This window comes from Agrococcus sp. KRD186 (assembly GCF_017168255.1).
GTDB lineage: Bacteria > Actinomycetota > Actinomycetes > Actinomycetales > Microbacteriaceae > Agrococcus.
Map to the genome: position 1 here is coordinate 1,478,993 of NZ_JABFAP010000001.1, position 17,139 is coordinate 1,496,131.

Annotated in this window: 17 protein-coding genes and 1 tRNA gene; 7 read left to right on the top strand and 11 right to left on the bottom strand. The window is 71.6% G+C overall.

The genetic code is table 11. The annotated features are described in order from the left end of the window. Nucleotides 1–9: 9 nt before the first annotated feature. From J1M46_RS07120 to leuC, 7 genes are read right to left on the bottom strand one after another with little or no spacing between them, the layout of a single operon-like run. Nucleotides 10–573 (bottom strand): DUF488 domain-containing protein, encoded by a 564-nt coding sequence (locus tag J1M46_RS07120; RefSeq protein ID WP_342384411.1) that lies wholly within the window; start codon nucleotides 571–573, stop codon nucleotides 10–12. Next, nucleotides 555–1,676: a D-alanine--D-alanine ligase family protein gene (locus tag J1M46_RS07125; protein WP_342384308.1), complete on the bottom strand. Its 1,122-nt coding sequence runs from the start codon at nucleotides 1,674–1,676 to the stop codon at nucleotides 555–557. The genes J1M46_RS07120 and J1M46_RS07125 overlap by 19 nt, the downstream gene beginning before the upstream one ends. Nucleotides 1,677–1,678: 2 nt before the next feature. Beyond that, on the bottom strand, nucleotides 1,679–2,677 hold the full coding sequence (locus J1M46_RS07130; RefSeq protein WP_241249048.1) for an NAD(P)H-dependent glycerol-3-phosphate dehydrogenase: 999 nt from the start codon (nucleotides 2,675–2,677) through the stop codon (nucleotides 1,679–1,681). Next, nucleotides 2,670–3,425: a lysophospholipid acyltransferase family protein gene (locus J1M46_RS07135; protein WP_206447183.1), complete on the bottom strand. Its 756-nt coding sequence runs from the start codon at nucleotides 3,423–3,425 to the stop codon at nucleotides 2,670–2,672. Before J1M46_RS07135 ends, J1M46_RS07130 begins: the two co-directional genes overlap by 8 nt. Further along, entirely contained in the window at nucleotides 3,425–4,741 is a 1,317-nt protein-coding gene (gene murA, locus J1M46_RS07140; RefSeq protein ID WP_206448626.1) for a UDP-N-acetylglucosamine 1-carboxyvinyltransferase, read from the bottom strand. The genes J1M46_RS07135 and murA overlap by 1 nt, the downstream gene beginning before the upstream one ends. 41 nt (nucleotides 4,742–4,782) lie before the next feature. Further along, nucleotides 4,783–5,391: a 3-isopropylmalate dehydratase small subunit gene (leuD, locus tag J1M46_RS07145; protein ID WP_206447184.1), complete on the bottom strand. Its 609-nt coding sequence runs from the start codon at nucleotides 5,389–5,391 to the stop codon at nucleotides 4,783–4,785. 1 nt (nucleotide 5,392) lies between these two features. Further along, nucleotides 5,393–6,817, bottom strand: a complete 1,425-nt coding sequence (leuC, locus tag J1M46_RS07150) for a 3-isopropylmalate dehydratase large subunit (RefSeq protein ID WP_206447185.1) — start codon at nucleotides 6,815–6,817, stop codon at nucleotides 5,393–5,395. Between the two features lie 168 nt (nucleotides 6,818–6,985). On the opposite strand from leuC, the gene J1M46_RS07155 reads away from it, so the two are divergent. Both J1M46_RS07155 and J1M46_RS07160 read left to right on the top strand, forming a co-directional pair. Then, on the top strand, nucleotides 6,986–7,984 hold the full coding sequence (locus J1M46_RS07155; RefSeq protein WP_206447186.1) for a CorA family divalent cation transporter: 999 nt from the start codon (nucleotides 6,986–6,988) through the stop codon (nucleotides 7,982–7,984). Between the two features lie 26 nt (nucleotides 7,985–8,010). Then, entirely contained in the window at nucleotides 8,011–9,009 is a 999-nt protein-coding gene (locus J1M46_RS07160) for a malate dehydrogenase (protein WP_206447187.1), read from the top strand. Nucleotides 9,010–9,159: 150 nt separating this feature from the next. Here the strand turns inward: J1M46_RS07160 and J1M46_RS07165 are convergent, their stop codons facing one another. Both J1M46_RS07165 and J1M46_RS07170 read right to left on the bottom strand, forming a co-directional pair. Next, a complete protein-coding gene (locus tag J1M46_RS07165) occupies nucleotides 9,160–10,005 on the bottom strand; it encodes an endonuclease domain-containing protein (protein ID WP_206447188.1) in 846 nt (281 codons plus the stop codon). A gap of 300 nt (nucleotides 10,006–10,305) precedes the next feature. Continuing rightward, complete coding sequence (locus J1M46_RS07170) at nucleotides 10,306–10,722, bottom strand: TFIIB-type zinc ribbon-containing protein (protein WP_206447189.1); 417 nt, start codon at nucleotides 10,720–10,722, stop codon at nucleotides 10,306–10,308. A gap of 190 nt (nucleotides 10,723–10,912) precedes the next feature. On the opposite strand from J1M46_RS07170, the gene J1M46_RS07175 reads away from it, so the two are divergent. Continuing rightward, nucleotides 10,913–12,805 carry an FAD-dependent monooxygenase gene (locus J1M46_RS07175; protein WP_206447190.1) on the top strand — a complete coding sequence of 631 codons (1,893 nt, stop codon included), beginning with the start codon at nucleotides 10,913–10,915 and terminating at the stop codon, nucleotides 12,803–12,805. 148 nt (nucleotides 12,806–12,953) lie between these two features. Here J1M46_RS07175 and J1M46_RS07180 read toward each other — a convergent pair. Then, a tRNA-Glu gene (locus tag J1M46_RS07180) sits at nucleotides 12,954–13,026 on the bottom strand. An 83-nt stretch (nucleotides 13,027–13,109) separates the two neighbouring features. Then, the gene (locus tag J1M46_RS07185; RefSeq protein WP_206447191.1) at nucleotides 13,110–14,000 is read right to left on the bottom strand and encodes a diacylglycerol kinase family protein; all 891 of its coding nucleotides are present in this window, start codon (nucleotides 13,998–14,000) and stop codon (nucleotides 13,110–13,112) included. Nucleotides 14,001–14,101: 101 nt separating this feature from the next. On the opposite strand from J1M46_RS07185, the gene J1M46_RS07190 reads away from it, so the two are divergent. The 4 genes from J1M46_RS07190 to J1M46_RS07205 all read left to right on the top strand — a co-directional run bounded on the left by J1M46_RS07190 (nucleotide 14,102) and on the right by J1M46_RS07205 (nucleotide 17,139). Continuing rightward, the gene (locus tag J1M46_RS07190) at nucleotides 14,102–14,734 is read left to right on the top strand and encodes an MBL fold metallo-hydrolase (RefSeq protein WP_206447192.1); all 633 of its coding nucleotides are present in this window, start codon (nucleotides 14,102–14,104) and stop codon (nucleotides 14,732–14,734) included. A gap of 40 nt (nucleotides 14,735–14,774) precedes the next feature. Then, nucleotides 14,775–15,536, top strand: coding sequence for a TSUP family transporter (locus J1M46_RS07195; RefSeq protein WP_206447193.1), 762 nt, complete (start codon nucleotides 14,775–14,777; stop codon nucleotides 15,534–15,536). Between the two features lie 105 nt (nucleotides 15,537–15,641). Next, nucleotides 15,642–16,373, top strand: coding sequence for an IclR family transcriptional regulator (locus J1M46_RS07200; protein ID WP_206447194.1), 732 nt, complete (start codon nucleotides 15,642–15,644; stop codon nucleotides 16,371–16,373). Nucleotides 16,374–16,386: 13 nt separating this feature from the next. After that, on the top strand, nucleotides 16,387–17,139 hold the full coding sequence (locus J1M46_RS07205) for a sulfite exporter TauE/SafE family protein (RefSeq protein WP_206447195.1): 753 nt from the start codon (nucleotides 16,387–16,389) through the stop codon (nucleotides 17,137–17,139).

Sequence of the window (17,139 nt, forward strand, 5' to 3'; positions counted from 1 at the left end):
CGGTGGCGCTCACGCGGATGCCGGATCCGGCGGCCACTGCACGCCGGAGCCGACCACCCGTGCCGTCTCGCTGACCGGGTGCGGGCGCAGGCTCCCGTCGTGCATCAGGTGCAGCACCTCGGCGCCGTGCAGCACGCTCGCGACATCGGCCACCACGCGGCGGTGGCAGCGCCACCACACCGCCTCCGAGCACATGACCGCCGTGCGCCGCTCGCCCGCGTCCGCCAGCACTGCGGCGAGGCCGGCTGCGAACTCCGGCGTGCGGGTCCACTCGGCGTAGGCGCGGAAGGCCGCGACCCGCCACCAGCCATCGGGCGAGGCCGCGTCCTGCTCCTTCGTCAGCCGCCGGCGGCCGCCGAGCCGCTCCTCCCAGCGCCAGTCGATGCCGCCAGTGCCGAGCTCCTGCTCGATCGCGTCGCGCGACGCCGCCGGGTTCGCGCGGCTGCCCGGGAACCGGCGGATGTCGACCACCAGCTCGACGCCGGCGCCCGCCAGCAGCGTCCGCAGGCCCTCCCCGTCGAGGCGCCCGTGGCCGAAGGTGAGCAGGGTGGTGGCTATCGCGCCGCCTGCAATCCCAGGTCGATGAGCTCGCTGATGAGCTCGCCGTACCCGATGCCGCTCGCCTGCCACACCACCGGGAACATCGAGATCGACGTGAAGCCGGGCATGGTGTTCACCTCGTTGAGCACGATGCCGTGCTCGGGCGAGACGAAGAAGTCGACGCGGGCGAGGCCTGAGCCGTCGATCGCCTCGAAGGCGTGGATGGCGGTGGTCTGCAGCGCCTCGATGGTCGCCTCGTCGAGGTCGGCGGGGCATTCGGTGCGAGCCGTGGGCAGGCCGCGGTACTTGGCGTCGAAGTCGTAGAAGGTGCCCTCGTCGAGCACGATCTCGCCCGGCAGCGAGGCGCGCGCTCGAGCACCGCCGTGCCCGCCGAGCACGCCGACCTCGATCTCGCGGCCGGTCACGCCCGCCTCGACCAGCGCCCGGGTGTCCTCCGCCAGCGCGAGGTCCATCGCCGCATCGAAGTCGAGCACGCTCGCGACCCGGCTGACGCCGACCGAGGAGCCGGCGCGGGCGGGCTTCACGAACACCGGCATGGGGAAGTCGCCCAGCCGCGCGCGCACCGCGTCACGGTCGGCGGCCCAGTCGGCGCGCGAGACCGTCATCCACGGTGCGACCCGGATGCCGACGTGCTCGAGCACGGCCTTCGCGAAGTGCTTGTCCATCGCGACCGCGCTCGCCAGCACGCCGTTGCCGACGTAGGGCATGTCGATGAGGTCGAGCTGGCCCTGCACCGTGCCGTCCTCGCCGAAGCGGCCGTGCAGGATGGGGAAGACGATGTCGATCTCGCCCAGCTCGCGGACGCGACCGGACGCATCCGTCGCCGTGAGCATGCGCGAGGTGCTGGAGTCGGGCAGCCGCACCGCGTCCCCGCCGGTCACCTCCGGCATGCGCTCGAGCGCGAGCGGTGCGGGGTCGTCGGCCTGCAGCACCAGCCGGCCGTCGCGGGTGATGCCGATCGGCACCACCTCGTAGCGCTCGCGGTCGATGTGCTCGAGCACGCTGCCGGCGGTCGCGCACGAGATGGTGTGCTCGCTCGAGCGGCCGCCGAACAGCAGCGCGACGCGGGTCTTGCGGTCAGGCGGGCCGGGCACCCGGTCGTCGTGCTGTGGCACGGTCACTCCTCGATCGGCTCGTCGTCGGTCGTCAGGTGCGGCGCGATGTCGCGCGGGTCCATGGCGCCGTCGAGCACGAGCCGCACCTGCTCGAGGATAGGCATCCGCACGCCCTTCGCCGCTGCGAGCTCTGCCACCGGGTCGACCGACGCCAACCCCTCGGCGACCTGCTCCATGCGGGCGATGACGTCGGTGCGCGAGTAGCCCATGCCGAGCAGCCGACCGGCGGTGAAGTTGCGCGAGAGCGGCGAGCCGCACGTGGCGATCAGGTCGCCGAGCCCCGCGAGCCCGCGCATCGTCTTGCGCTCGGCCCCGTGCGCGACGGCGAAGTCGGTCATCTCGGCGAGCCCGCGGGTGATGATCGAGGCCTTGGTGTTCTCGCCGTAGCCGACGCCGTCGACGATGCCGATCGCGAGCGCGACCAGGTTCTTGAGCACGCCGCCGAACTCGGTGCCGACCACGTCGGCGTTGATGAACGAGTGGAAGTAGTCGTTGCGCGCGAGCTTCGCGATCGCGCGCGCGGTGTCGCCGCTGCTCGAGGAGATCACGGCGGCGGTGGGCTGCTGCTGCGCGATCTCGAGCGCGAGGTTCGGGCCGGAGACCGCGGCGATGCGGGCGGCGTCGACCCGCAGCTCCTGCGCGATCACCTCGGTCATGCGCAGGCGGGTGCCCGACTCGACGCCCTTCATGAGCGTCACGATCGGCACGCCGGGCTCGATCGCGTCGCCGTGGTCGCGCAGCAGCTGCCGCAGCTGCTGGCTGGGCACGGCGAGGAAGACGGCGGATGCGTCGGCCAGGGCCGCGCGGATGTCGCTCGTCGCGTGCAGCCCGGCGGGCAGCGTGATGCCGGGCAGGTAGCGGGTGTTGCGGCGGGACTCGTCGATCTCCCTCGCCGCTTCGGGGCGGCGCGCCCACAGCACCGTGTCGGCGCCGCCGTCGGCGAGCACCTTCGCGAACGTCGTGCCCCAGCTGCCGGCGCCCAGGACGACGGCGTCAGCCATCGAACCGTCCCGTCTCGGTCTGCCCATGCTGGCCGGGGTCATGCCGCTGCGCGGGCGGCGTCTCGCCGCGCAGCTCGCCGAGCAGCTCGGCGATCGCTGCCATCAGCCGCTCGGTGGCGGCGGTCATCGACCGCTGATTGGTCCTGCCCTCGAACTCCGACAGGTCGAGGGGCGGGCCGAAGAGGATCTGGATGTGCTTGCGCGGGAACGGGCGGATGCCCTTCCCGTAGCGCGGCATGAGGTGCTGGGTGCCCCAGTGCGCGGCGGGGATGAGCGGCACGCCCGCCTCGAGCGCCATGCGCACGGCGCCGGTCTTGCCGCGCATCGGCCACAGATCGGCGTCGCGGGTGAGCGAGCCCTCCGGGTAGATGATCACGCCCAGCTCCTCGCGCACCAGCGTGCGCGCGGCCTCCATGGGTGCGCCGCCGACGGTCGCACGGCCGGCGCGCTCGACGGGGATCTGGCCGGCGGCGGTCAGGATGCGGCCGACCACCGGCACCTTGAACAGGCTGGCCTTCGCCATGAAGCGCGGCACCCTGCCCGACTTCCAGATCGCGATCGCCATCACGATCGGGTCGATCTCGCTGTAATGGTTCGGCGAGAGCACGAAGGCGCCCGTCGCCGGGATGTGCTCGTGCCCGCGGATGTGCAGCTTCGCCATCGCGCTCAGCGAAGGGATGATCGCGGCCGCGAGCCCCACGTAGACCGGCTTGCGCTCGCGCTTCGGCGGCTTCCCGGGCAGCGCCATCAGCCCTCCACGTCGAAGTCTGCGCCCAGCGTCTCCAGCTTCTCGATGAAGCGCTCGTAGCCGCGCGCGATGATGCCGACGTTCGAGATGTGGCTGGTGCCCGTCGCCGTGAGCGCCGCCACCAGATGGCTGAAGCCGCCGCGCAGGTCGGGCACGATGATGTCGGCGCCGTGCAGCTCGACCGGGCCGGCGATCACTGCCGAGTGCTCGTAGTTGCGCTGCCCGAAGCGGCACGCGTGGCTGCCGAGGCAGTCGGTGTGGATCTGGATGCGCGCGCCCATCTCCACCAGCGCCTCGGTGAACCCGAAGCGCTGCTCGTAGACGGTCTCGTGCACGATCGAGATGCCCTCGGCCTTCGCGAGCGCGACCACGAGCGGCTGCTGCCAGTCGGTCATGAAGCCGGGGTGCACATCCGTCTCCACCACCACCGGCTTGAGCGCGCCGCCCGGGTGCCAGAAGCGGATCCCGTCGTCCTGGATCTGGAAGGCGCCGCCGGCCTTGCGGAAGACGTTGAGGAACGTCGTCATCTCGGGCTGCCGGGCGCCCTCGAGGAAGATGTCGCCGTCGGTCGCGAGCGCCGCGCACGCCCAGGAGGCGGCCTCGTTGCGGTCGAACAGGGCGGTGTGGCTGTAGCCGACCAGCTTGTCGACGCCCTCGATGCGGATCGTGCGGTCGGTGTCGACCTGGATCTCGGCGCCCATCTTCTGCAGGATCGCGATGAGATCCATGATCTCGGGCTCGACGGCGGCGTTGGTGAGCTCGGTGCGGCCCTTCGCGCGCACCGCGCCCAGCAGCACCTGCTCGGTCGCGCCCACCGAGGGGTAGGGCAGCTCGATCTTCGCGCCGTGCAGCCCGTTCGGTGCCGTCATGCGGATGCCGCTGGGCAGCTTCTCGACCACGGCGCCGAAGTTGCGCAGCACGTCGAGGTGGAAGTCGATCGGCCGGTCGCCGATGTGGCAGCCGCCCAGGTCGGGGATGAACGCCTCACCGAGCTGGTGCAGCAGCGGCCCGCAGAACAGGATCGGGATGCGGCTGGAGCCGGCGTGCGCGTTGATCGAGGTCTCGTGCGCGGTGCGCACGTTCGCGGGGTCGAGCCGCAGCGTGTCGCCGTCGCGCTCGACCGTCACGCCATGCAGCTCGAGCAGGCCCTGCACGACGCGCACGTCGCTGATCTCGGGCACGCTGCGCAGCTCGGAGGGGCCCTCGCCCAGGAGCGCCGCGACCATCGCCTTGGTGACGAGGTTCTTGGCGCCCTTCATCTGGATGCGACCCTTGAGCGGCTTGCCGCCGCGCACGGTGATGCGGTCGACGTTCATGCCGACGGCGGCACCCGCGCTCTTGCTGAACTCGGTGAGGTTCACTGCGTTCCTTCTCTGACGGGCTGCGTGGTCGGCATCCAGGAGGGACGCTTCGCCTCGAATGCTGTGATCGAGGCCTCGTCGCGGAGGGTCAGTGCGATGTCATCGAGGCCTTCGAGCAGGCGCCAGCGAGTGTAGTCGTCGATCTGGAAGTCGTGGCTGACGCCGTCGGCGGTCGCGGTGCGCGCCTCCAGGTCGACGGTGATCTCCGCGCCCGGGCTCGCCTTCGCGACCGCCCACAGCGCCTCCATCGTCTCCTCCGAGATCTGGCCGACGAGCAGGCCCTGCTTGCCGGCGTTGCCGCGGAAGATCTCGCCGAAGCGTGGGCCGAGGACGGCGGTGAAGCCGAAGTCGCGCAGCGCCCAGACGGCGTGCTCGCGGCTCGAGCCGGTGCCGAAGTCGTGGCCGACGACGAGCACGCCGCCGCGCTTGTACGGCTCCTGGTTGAGCACGAAGTCGGGGTCCTGCCGCCACGAGTGGAAGAGCGCGTCGTCGTAGCCGGTCTTGGTGACGCGCTTGAGGAACACCGCGGGGATGATCTGGTCGGTGTCGACGTTCGAGCGCTCCAGCGGCACGATCGTGCCGGTCAGCGTGCTGATCTTCTCCATCTCAGGCCTCCTCGCCGATCGTCTGCTCGAGATCCCAGGGGCTCGAGAGCGTGCCGCGGATCGCGGTCGCGGCCGCGACCAGCGGCGAGACCAGGTGGGTGCGGCCGCCCTTGCCCTGCCGGCCCTCGAAGTTGCGGTTCGAGGTCGATGCGCAGCGCTCGCCGGGGGCGAGCTGGTCGGGGTTCATGCCCAGGCACATCGAGCAGCCCGCGAAGCGCCACTCGGCGCCGAAGTCCTTGAAGACCTTGTCGAGCCCCAGCGCCTCCGCCTCGAGCCGCACCCGTGCCGAGCCCGGCACGACCATGACCTTCACCCCATCCGCTTTCTGCTTGCCGCGGATGATCTCGGCGGCGGCCGTGAGGTCCTCGACGCGCGAGTTGGTGCAGGAGCCGATGAACACCGTGTCGACCGGGATGTCCTTGAGCTTCGTGCCCGGCTGCAGATCCATGTACTCGAGCGCGCGTTCGGCGGCGGCGCGGTCGGTCGGGTCGGTGAACGAGTCGGGCGCCGGCACCTCGCCCGAGAGCGAGACGCCCTGACCGGGGTTCGTGCCCCAGGTGACGAAGGGCTCGAGCTCGTTCGCGTCGATGAAGATCTCGTTGTCGAACACCGCGTCGTCGTCGGTGGGCAGCGTCTTCCAGTACTCGACGGCCGCATCCCAGTCGGCGCCCTGCGGCGCGTGCGGCTTGTCCTTCACGTACGCGAAGGTGGTCTCGTCGGGCGCGACCATGCCCGCGCGGGCACCCGCCTCGATCGACATGTTGCAGATCGTCATGCGGCCCTCGACCGAGAGCGCGCGGATGGCGCTGCCGCGGTACTCGAAGACGTAGCCGGCGCCGCCACCGGTGCCGGTCTTGGCGATCACGGCGAGGATGATGTCCTTCGCCGTCACGCCCGGGCGCAGCTCGCCCTCGACGTTGATGGCCATCGTCTTGAAGGGCTTGAGCGGCAGCGTCTGGGTCGCCATCACGTGCTCGACCTCGCTCGTGCCGATGCCGAACGCCATCGCGCCGAACGCCCCGTGCGTCGAGGTGTGCGAGTCGCCGCAGACGACCGTGACGCCCGGCATGGTCAGCCCCAGCTGCGGGCCGACCAGGTGCACGATGCCCTGCTCCTTGTCGCCCAGCGAGTGGATGCGCACGCCGAACTCGGCGGCATTCTCGCGCAGCGTCTCGATCTGCTTGCGGCTGGTCGGATCCTGGATGGGCTTGTCGATCTCGAGCGTCGGGGTGTTGTGATCCTCCGTCGCGACCGTGAGGTCGGTGCGGCGCATGGCGCGGCCCGCCTGGCGGAGCCCGTCGAAGGCCTGCGGGCTGGTCACCTCGTGCACGAGGTGGAGGTCGATGTAGATGAGGTCGGGCGCGCCGTCCTCGCCCTTCACGACGACGTGGTCGTCCCACACCTTCTCAGCGAGCGTCTTGCCCATACGGTTCTCTCCCAACACGGACGGGCTCCCGAGCACCGACGAAGGCAGTGCAGCCCGTCTGCCAAGTCTACGCGCGACCCCGCGCCGATCCTCTTTCGGCGAACGCCGGGCGTGAGGTGGACCGCTGGGCCTATATTGCGAGCGTGAGCCGCACCGGAGGGATCGCGCATGGCCATCGCTGACGCATCCGTCTGGACGGCCGACGGCAGGGTCGCGGGCCGCGTGCCGTTCGACGAGCTGCTGGAATCCGCCGCGCGCCACGACGGCTTCGCCTGGATCGAGCTCGTCGATCCCAGCCAGGACGAGCTGCTGGCCGTCGCGCGCGAGCTCGAGCTGCACCACCTGCTCGTCGAGGACGTGCTGCAGCGCGGGCAGCGGCCGAAGCTCGAGCCCTACGACGGCATCACCTACTGCGTCGTGCACCGGCTCGAGCGGCGGGGTGACGCGCTCGAGCCGCAGGAGCTGCACGCGATCATCGCCGAGCGCTGCGCCGTCACGGTCTCGTGGTCGAGCCCGCTCGAGGCGCTGCGCGCGCGGCTCGCCGAGGGCACGCCATCGGTGCCCCGCTCCCCCGCGGCGCTGCTGTACCTGCTGCTCGACGACACCGCCGATGCGCATGCCGACCTCGCCGAGGAGCTGCGGGAGGAGATCGTCGAGCTCGAGTCGGCGTTCTTCGGCGACGCCGACCCGGCGACGGTCGAGGTGTACCGGGCGATGCGGCGGGTGCTGGCGCTCGAGCGGGTGGCAGAGCCCATCGCGGGGATCGTCGAGCGCTTCGCCGGCCGGCTGCCCGACGACGCCGACGAGCTGCACCGGCACCTGCGCGATGTCGACGACCACGCGCGTCGCACCGCTGCGCGGGCGGGCGGCATGCGCACCCTGCTCACCGGCCTGCTGCAGCTGGCGGCAGCGCGGGTGACGGAGCGGCAGAACGATGAGATGCGCGCGATGACCGAGCAGCAGGTGGTGCAGAACGACCAGACCAAGCGGGTCACCTCATGGGCCGCGATCCTCTTCGCCCCGACGCTGATCGCAGGCATCTACGGCATGAACTTCCGCACCATGCCCGAGCTGCACTGGCTGCTCGGCTACCCCTTCGCGCTGCTGCTGATGGTGCTGCTGGCGCTCGGCCTGTATCTGGCGTTCAAGCGCAAGCACTGGCTGTGAGGCGCCCGCGGCGGTTGGATGGGGGCATGGACGCCTCCTCACCCCGCCCCGTGACCGTGACCGTCACCGGCGGCGCCGGCCAGATCGGCTACCAGCTGCTGTTCCGCATCGCCGCCGGCGACATGCTCGGGCCCGACCGGCCCGTGCGGCTGCGCATCCTCGAGATCGAGCCGGCGCTGCCCGCCCTCGAGGGCGTCGTGATGGAGCTGCACGACGCCGCCTTCCCGCTGCTGGCGGCGGTGGACACGACGGCGGATGCGGGGGTCGCCTTCGAGGGTGCCGATCACGCGCTGCTCGTGGGCGCGCGGCCGCGCAGCAAGGGCATGGAGCGCGGCGACCTGCTGGCCGCCAACGGTGCCATCTTCGCCTCGCAGGGACGCGCGATCCAGGAGCACGCGAGCGCCGACATCCGCATCACCGTCACCGGCAACCCGGCGAACACGAACGCGCTGATCGCAGCGGCGGCCGCGCCCGACATCCCTCGGGAGCGCTTCTCGGCGCTCACTCGCCTGGATCACAACCGCGCACTGGCGCAGCTGGCAGCCAAGACCGGCGCGGCCGTGGGCGACATCCGCCGCATGATCGTGTGGGGCAACCACTCTGCGACGCAGGTGCCCGATGTGACGCACGCCGTGGTCGCCGGTCAGCCTGCGGTGGATCTGGTGGAGCGCGCGTGGGTGAAGGACACGTTCGTGCCGACCGTCGCCAACCGCGGCGCCGCCATCATCGAGGCCCGCGGTGCCTCGTCGGCAGCCTCTGCCGCCTCGGCGACGATCGACCACGTGCGCTCCTGGATGCTGGGGACGCCGGCCGATGACTGGACCTCGATGTCGGTGCTCTCGCGCGGCGACTACGGCGTGCCGGAGGGCCTCGTCTCGTCCTTCCCCGTCACGACCGCGCACGGCGAGTGGTCGATCGTCGAGGGCCTCGACGTCGATCGGGATGTGCGCGCACAGCTCGACCGCTCCGTCGCCGAGCTCGCCGAGGAGCGCGACGCCGTGCGGGCGCTGGGCCTCCTCGGCTGACAGCGCTGACCCGCCGCGGCGCCGCGGCAGACGGCGCTCAGCGGCCTCACACACCCCGTCCCGAGCTGAGGACGGATTCGCGATCCGTCGCCGGATGAGGATGGATTCCGCTTCTCCGGGTGTTCGTCCTCAATTCGCGACGCCCGCGCGTCAGCCCGCCAGCCGCACACCCGGGCGGCCCTGCGCCATCACGAGCTCGATGGTCGAGATCGTGCGATCCGGCTCGTGGACCACCTCGGCGTAGCCGAACCGCAACCACCGGTCGCCCTGATCCGTGATCGCACGATTGCGACGCCGGTCCTTCGCCGCCTGTCGCTCGTTGTCATGCCACTCGTCGCCGTCCGCCTCGACGTACAGCCAGCCGTCGAGCAGCAGGTCGCTGCGACCACCGCCAGGCGCCGGCACCTGCGACTCGACCCGCCAGCCCCTGTCGAGGCACGGCACGCGCACAAGCGACTCGAGCCCGGAGTCGGCCTTCGGGTCGAGCAGCCCGCGCCACCGCGCGCATCGCTGCGGAAGCTTCCGGAACAGCGGGTCGAGGTCGCGCTCGGCGATCAGCCCACGATGCCAGGCGCTGTCGATCGAGGCGACCGCGTGCTCTCGCTCCACTCGCCGCGCGTGTTGGGCGAGTGCGTCGACGACGCTGACGCGCCACGCCTTGTCATCCACCTCGAACGACTCCCAGATGCGGTCCCCCGCTGACGTGGCCGCGACCCCGGTGGTCGGCCTCGTCGCGATCTGCAGCCGCGGCTCCTCGGTGACCCACACGCCGTAGGTGCGCAACGCCGTGGCACCGCCGAGCACGCCGCCCGCTGCCAGCGCAGCCTTGATCGCGCCGTCGGCTTCGAGTGGCATCACCCAGCTGCGGCCGACCGCTTGCACCTCACCCCGCTCCACTGCGGCGCGGATCTGACGGCTCGTGTGCCCACGGGCGCGCAGAGCTTTGCGGGTCGCTGCGCCGCCGGCGGCGAGCACGTCCACTTGGATGTCACGCATGCGAGGACTCTGGCGCACGGACTCGATTCCTGGCCCCGGCATGGTCCCGCGCTGTGGAGAGTGCACTCCGGACGGCGACGCCGACCGACGCGGCGGCGCGGCGGCGCGCTGTGGCACGACGCCACAGGGCGCAGGCGTCACCAGATGAGGACGCGGTGCGGATGCGACCGAATTGATCCTCGACTGGTGACGGAATGCGAATCCATCCTCATCCGGTGACATGGCACCGCGCGACGGCCGGGTGCGGTGACGCCGAGCGCGACGCCGTGCGGGCGCTGTGCCTCCTCGGCTGACGCGCGACTACCCGAGGATGTCGCCCAGCCAGCTGCCCTTGCGGCGGCGGTCGTCGTAGCGCGGGTCGCGGCGCTCGTCGTACCGGCCGTCGCGCCGGTCGTCGTACCGTGGGTCACGGCGCTCGTCGTAGCGGTCGTCGCGCCCCTGGCTGCGCCGCTGCACCTCGCCGAGCAGCCGCTCGGCCGCGGCGCCCAGCCCGCCGGACGATCCGGCCGGGCGCTGCTGATCCCCGTGCTGCGGGTTTGGACCCGGCTGCGGCTGCGCCTGCTGCCACTGCGGCGCAGGCTGCTCGGCCGACCGCTCGATCAACTTGTCGAGCTCGCCCCGGTCGAGCCAGATGCCCCGGCACTCGGGGCAGTAGTCGATCTCGATGCCGCTGCGCTCGCTCATCACGAGCGTGGTCGCGTCGTTCGGACACTGCATGTGTCTCCTCTCGTCAGACCGCTTCATCCTTTCGGGCGCGGATGTGCGGCAGCCATGTGGCCACGGGGGCCGATGCTTGTCTCATCGCGAGGACGCCCGTATGCTCGAGAGCAATAATCGAAGCACGTGTTCATATAGAGAACACCACGACGATGACGTCAGTCGTCTCACACAGGAGTGAGGAAGCCCCGTGCAGTTCCACCACCACGGATACGTATCCACCGACCCGCGCGTGCAGCCCGCTGCAGGCATCGGCCTCGACCGGCCGGCCGACCTCCCCGACGAGGTCGACGTGCTGATCGTCGGCTCCGGCCCCGCGGGCATGATCACGGCGGCGCAGCTCGCGCAGTTCCCGGATGTCAACGTGCGCATCATCGAGCGACGCCCCGGCCGCCTCGCGATCGGGCAGGCCGACGGCATCCAGGCTCGCAGCGTCGAGACGTTCCAGGCGTTCGGCTTCGCCGACCACATCATCGCCGAGGCCTACCGCATCAGCGAGATGGCCTTCTGGGGCCCCGACCCCGAGGACCCCTCGCGCATCATCCGCACCTCGAGCCCCGAGGACGACCCCGCCGGCATCAGCGAGTTCCCGCACCTGATCGTCAACCAGGCGCGCGTGCTCGACTACTTCGCCGAGGCCGCGGCCTTCGCCCCCGGCCGCCTCACGCCCGACTACGGCTACGAGCTCAAGGGACTCACCGTCACCGGCGAGGGCGAGTACCCGGTGGAGGCGACCGTCGCACACACCGACGGCGTGCGCACCGGCGAGCGCACCATCCGGGCCAAGTACGTCGTGGGCGCCGACGGCGCCCGAAGCGGCGTGCGCAGCGCGATCGGCTGCACGCTCGCCGGCCAGTCGGCCAACCACGCCTGGGGCGTCATGGACGTGCTGGCCAACACCGACTTCCCCGACATCCGCACGAAGTGCGCGATCCAGTCGGCCTCGGGCGGCAACATCCTGCTCATCCCCCGGGAGGGCGGCTACCTGTTCCGCATGTACGTCGACCTCGGCGAGGTGGCGGAGGACGACGACCACAAGGTGCGCAGCACCCCGATGGAAGAGGTCATCCGCAAGGCGAACGACATCATCGCCCCGTACTCGCTCGACGTGAAGGACATCGCCTGGAGCTCGATCTACGAGGTCGGGCACCGCATCACCGACCGCTTCGACGACGTGCTGGCCGAGGACCGCGGCACGCGCACGCCGCGCGTGTTCATCACCGGCGACGCCTGCCACACGCACAGCGCGAAGGCCGGCCAGGGCATGAACGTGTCGATGCAGGACGGCTGGAACATCGGCTGGAAGCTCGGCCACGTCCTCGACGGCCGCGCCGACGAGGCGCTGCTCGACACCTACTCGCTCGAGCGCCAGGTGGTCGCGCAGAACCTCATCGACTTCGACAAGGAGTGGTCGACGCTCATGGCGAAGCCCGCGAGCGAGTTCGAGAACCCGCAGGCGGTCGCCGACTTCTACACGCAGACGATGGAGTTCCCGGCCGGCTTCATGACCGAGTACGTGCCGTCGATGATCGTCGCTGACACCGCGCACCAGGAGCTCGCGACCGGCTTCCCGCTCGGCAAGCGCTTCAAGTCGGCGCGCGCGACGAAGGTTGCTGACACGAACGACGTGCACATCGGCCACTTCCACACCGCTGACGGCCGCTGGCGCATCTACGCCTTCGCCGACGCGGCAGCTCCGGGCGAGGCATCGGCGATGACCGACTGGGCCGAGTGGATCGCGAACGCCCCCGAATCGCCCATCGTCGTGCACACGCCCGCCGGTGCCGACACGAGCTCGCTGTTCGACATCCGGGCGATCTACCAGCAGCAGCACGACGACGTCTGGCTCAACCGGGTGCCGGATGCGTTCAAGCCGATCGTGGGACCGTTCGAGCTCGTCAACCTCGAGAACGTCTACGCGGCGCTGCCGGACGACGACATCTTCGACATCCGCGGCATCTCGCGCGATGGCGCCGTCGTCGTGGTGCGCCCCGACCACTACGTGGCGCACATCCTGCCGCTGGGCGCGACGGCCGAGCTGGCGGCGTTCTTCCGCGGCGCGCTGCGGCCCGCCTCGCGGTAGCCACGGGCGAGCGGATGGGCTCCGGCCGGCGGCCGGGGTCCGTCCCGTCTGCGCTCGGCGCGGGCCGCGCAGCGCGCGGTCTGCCCGCGGGATCCTTGCCCGCGCATGCGAAGAGCCCCCGGTCTGTGGACCGGGGGCTCTTTTGCTGTGACCCCAGCGGGATTCGAACCCGCGTTACCGCCGTGAGAGGGCGGCGTACTAGGCCGCTATACGATGGGGCCTTGTCGCTTCACTTGCGTTTGCAACCTGGATAGTTTGCCACACGATCTGCCCGTGCGCCAAATCGGCGGCGGCGCGCTCGCGATCAGCGGATGCGCAGCACCCGCAGCGCCCCCGGCATGACGCTGCAGCGCACCGGCAGGCGCCCGACGATCTCGCCGTCCGCGCACACGATCACGGTCTCGCCGCTCGCCAGCTCGGCCGTCTCGCACTCGACCACGTGCACGCGCGGATCGGCCTCGTGGCGGCCGCGCAGCACCTTGCCGAGCAGCCACAGGAAGCGCGGGTAGGAGAGCTCGTCGGCGAACACCGCCGTCAGCCGACCGTCCCGCACATCGGCCCCCGGCGCGATGGGGATGCCGCCGCCGAAGATGCGGTTGTTGGCGATCGCGGCCACCAGCGTGCGCCAGGTGCGCGCCTCTCCGCCGTCGAGCCGCACCTGGAAGCTGCGGTGCCTCGGCCGCAGCACGGTGGCGAGGATGGCGGCCTGGTAGCGCAGCCGGCTCGGCACCCGGGTGAAGCCGAACGAGCGCACGTTGACGTCGGCGTCGAAGCCCACCGAGACGATGCCGGCGGCCAGCGCGACGCCGTCGGGATGCTCGATGCGCACCAGGTCGATGCGGTCGGGCTCGGCGGCCAGCAGCGCCTCCAACGAGGCGACCACCTGCTCGGTCGAACCGAGTCCGAGGGTCTTCGCGAAGTCGTTGCCGCTGCCGCTGGGCACGATGATCAGCCGCTTGGACGTGCCGCCGACGATGTTGGCCGCCAGGTGCACCATGCCGTCCCCGCCCACGACGACCAGCACATCCGCCCCGATCATCGCGAAGCGCGTCTGCTCCAGCTGGCCGGCGTAGTCGACCGCGGCGATGTGCTGCACCGCATGGCCCAGGTCGGCGATGCGGGCGGCCACGATCGCGCCCACCGGCGCGGCGCGGCCGAAGCGCGCAGTGGGGTTGGAGGCGACGACGACCTGCACCGTCTGAGCCTACGGCCGCCGCCGCCGCGGCGAGCGCCGCGCCGGACCGCCGGACACGCGCGACTCGACCCCTCGGGCGCGCGGCCGATATCGTGGCTGGCATGCGAGTGACCAAGCGAGAGCACGCGTGCATGATCCTCGGCGACGAGGGGCAGAGCCTCGTCATCGACCCGGGCAACCAGACCGGCCCGATCTCGGCGCCGGGACTCGTCGCGATCGTGATCACGCACGAGCACGCCGACCACTGGGATGCCGAGCACCTCGCCACCCTCCGCGCCAGCAACCCGAACGTGCCGATCTACGGCCCCGCCGGCGTCGCCGAGGCCGCAGAAGGCTTCGACGTGACGGTCGTCGAGGCGGGCGAGCGGGTCACCGCCAGCCCCTTCCGGCTGCGCTTCTTCGGCGGCACACACGCCGAGATCCACCGCTCGATCCCGCTGGTCGACAACCTCGGCGTGCTCGTGAACGAGCGCTTCTACTACCCGGGCGACTCCTACGCGGTGCCCGACGTGCCGGTCGAGCTGCTCGCGACCCCCGCCGGCGCGCCCTGGCTGAAGATCGGCGAGGTGATGGACTTCGTGACCGAGGTCGCGCCGAAGATGACCTTCGCCGTGCACGACGCCCCGCTGTCGGAGATGGGCCTGGCCATGGCGCACGCGCGCATCGAGGGCGCGGTCGGCGAGGGCGGCGGCGAGCACCACCGCCTCTCCCCCGGCGACGCGATCGAGCTCTGACTCGCCGCGCTGATCGCGCGCGGGCGACTGCCCCCGTCGCGTGATCGATCCCGTCACGCTGCTGCTCTACGCGGCGGCCCTCTTCGTCGCGACCGTCGCGCAGCGCGTCATCGGCCTGGGCTTCGGGCTTGTCATGGGCCCGGTCTCGGCGATCGTCGCCGGCCCGATCGCCGCGGTGCCGCTCAACTGCATCTTCGCGGTCGTCGCCTGCACCCTCATGCTGCCCGGGGTCTGGCGCGACATCGACTGGCGCCGCATGGCCTGGCTGCTGGTGCCAGCGATCCCCGCGAGCGTCGCGGGACTGCTACTGGCGCGCGTGGTGTCGACGGATGCGCTGCGCATCACGATCGGCATCGTCGCGATCGCGGGCGTGCTGGTCTCCGTCGCCTTCACCCGCACCTCGCACACGCTCGACGGCGCGACCACGCGGCTCGTCTCCGGCGTCGCGATCGGCGGCTTCAACGCCGCCGTCGGCGTCGGCGCGCCGCTCGTGGGCGCGTACGCGCTCGTGAGCCGCTGGGATGCGCGCGTGCTCGCCGCGACCATGCAGCCGTTCTGGGTCATCCTCAACCTCGTCACGCTCGGGCAGCGCGCAGTGCTTGTGCCCGAGGGCTTCCCGCAGTGGCCGTGGTGGGCGTGGCTGGGCTCGGGCGCGGCGGCTGCCGCCGGCACGGTGTTCGCGCATCGCATCGCCCACCGCATCTCGCCGAGCGTCGCACGCTGGACGATCGTGGTGCTCTCGCTGATCGGCGGCGCAGCGGTGATCGCGACGGGGATCGCGGGCATCGCCGGCACCGCATGACGAGTGCGCCCGCAGGTTCCACTATCTGAACGCGCTGTTCTATGCTCGATCATGAGTCCGCAGCCGAACGGCCCGCGGGCGCGATGGTGACGAGAGCGAGCGACGATGCCCGAGACCACGGCGAAGCCCGAGAGCGCTGCGGGCAAGCCCGAGACCAGCGGCTCGCAGACACTCTCCCGCGGGCTCACCGCCCTGTCGCTGCTGGCCGACCACGGCAGCCAGTCGATCCAGTCGCTGGCAGCGCTGCTGGGCGTCCACCGCTCGGTCGCCTACCGCCTCGTGCGCACCCTCGAGGAGCACCGCCTGGTCGTGCGCGACAGCGGCGGCATGCTCTCGCTCGGCCCGCAGCTGGTCATCCTCGCCCGCGACGTCGAGCACGACCTGCAGTCGGCCTCGCTCACCCACCTCCAGCAGCTCGCCGATGAGCTCGGCGCGACCGCCTTCCTGACCGTGCGCGACGGCGACGACGCCGTCACCCTCGTGACGGCCGTGCCCCGCGGCGTCAACGCATCCGTCGCCCAGCATCCCGGCCACCGTCACCCGATCGCGCTCGGCGCGCCCGGCATCGCCCTGCAGGCCATGCTGAGCGAGGCAGCGTGGCGCGAGCTCGGCCACGACGAGCCCATGCACCCGGCCGTCGCCGACGTGCACGCGCAGGGCTTCGCGGTGAGCGCGAACGAGGTGATCCAGGGCATCACCTCGGTCGGCGCCCCGATCAGGGCGCGCGGCACGACGGATGCGTCGGTCGCGGTGGTCACGGTCGGCGAGCCGGATGCGCAGGCGCTGGGCGCCGCCGTGCTGCGGGCCGCCAGGGCGATCGAGGCCGACCTGCGCTAGCGGGTCGCCGCGCATGGATCTCGTCTCCTTCGTCGTCGCGCTGGTGGCCGTGCTGATCGGCGCCGCCGGCCAGCGCATGATCGGCATGGGCTGGGGGCTCGTCGTCACCCCCGCGGTCGCGCTCGTCGCCGGTCCGCTCGCGGCGGTGCTGGTCGTGAACCTCTACGGCGCGATCGCCTGCATCGTGATCCTGCCGAAGGTGTGGCACGACATCGACTGGAAGCGACTGCTCTGGCTCGCCGTGCCCGCGATCGCGCTCATGGTGCCGGGGCTGCTGCTGGCGAAGGGGCTCGACACCGACGTGCTGCGCATCGCCGTCGGCGTCATCGCCATGGCAGGCGTCGTCATCACGGTCGCCTTCACGAGCGCCGAGCGCTCGCACGACGGGCCGGCGCTGCGGGTGGTGACCGGCGCGACGATCGGCGTGCTGAACGCGAGCGTCGGCATGGGCGCACCCGCGCTCGGCGTCTACACGCTGCTCTCCGGCTGGCAGGACCGCACCTTCGTCGCCACCATGCAGCCGTTCTGGGTGATCGTCAGCGGCGTGATCGTCGCCATCCGGCCGTTCGTGGCGCCCGAGGGCAGCCCCGACTGGCCGCTGTGGGCGTGGCTGGTGCTCGGCATTCCGGTGGTCGGGGGCGTGCTGCTCGGCAATCGCCTCGCGCACCTCGTCAAGCCCACCGTGGTGCGCTGGTCGATCATCGCGCTGTCGGTGCTCGGCGGAGCGGCGCTGATCGTGACGGGCGCGCTCGGTCTGCTGGGCTGA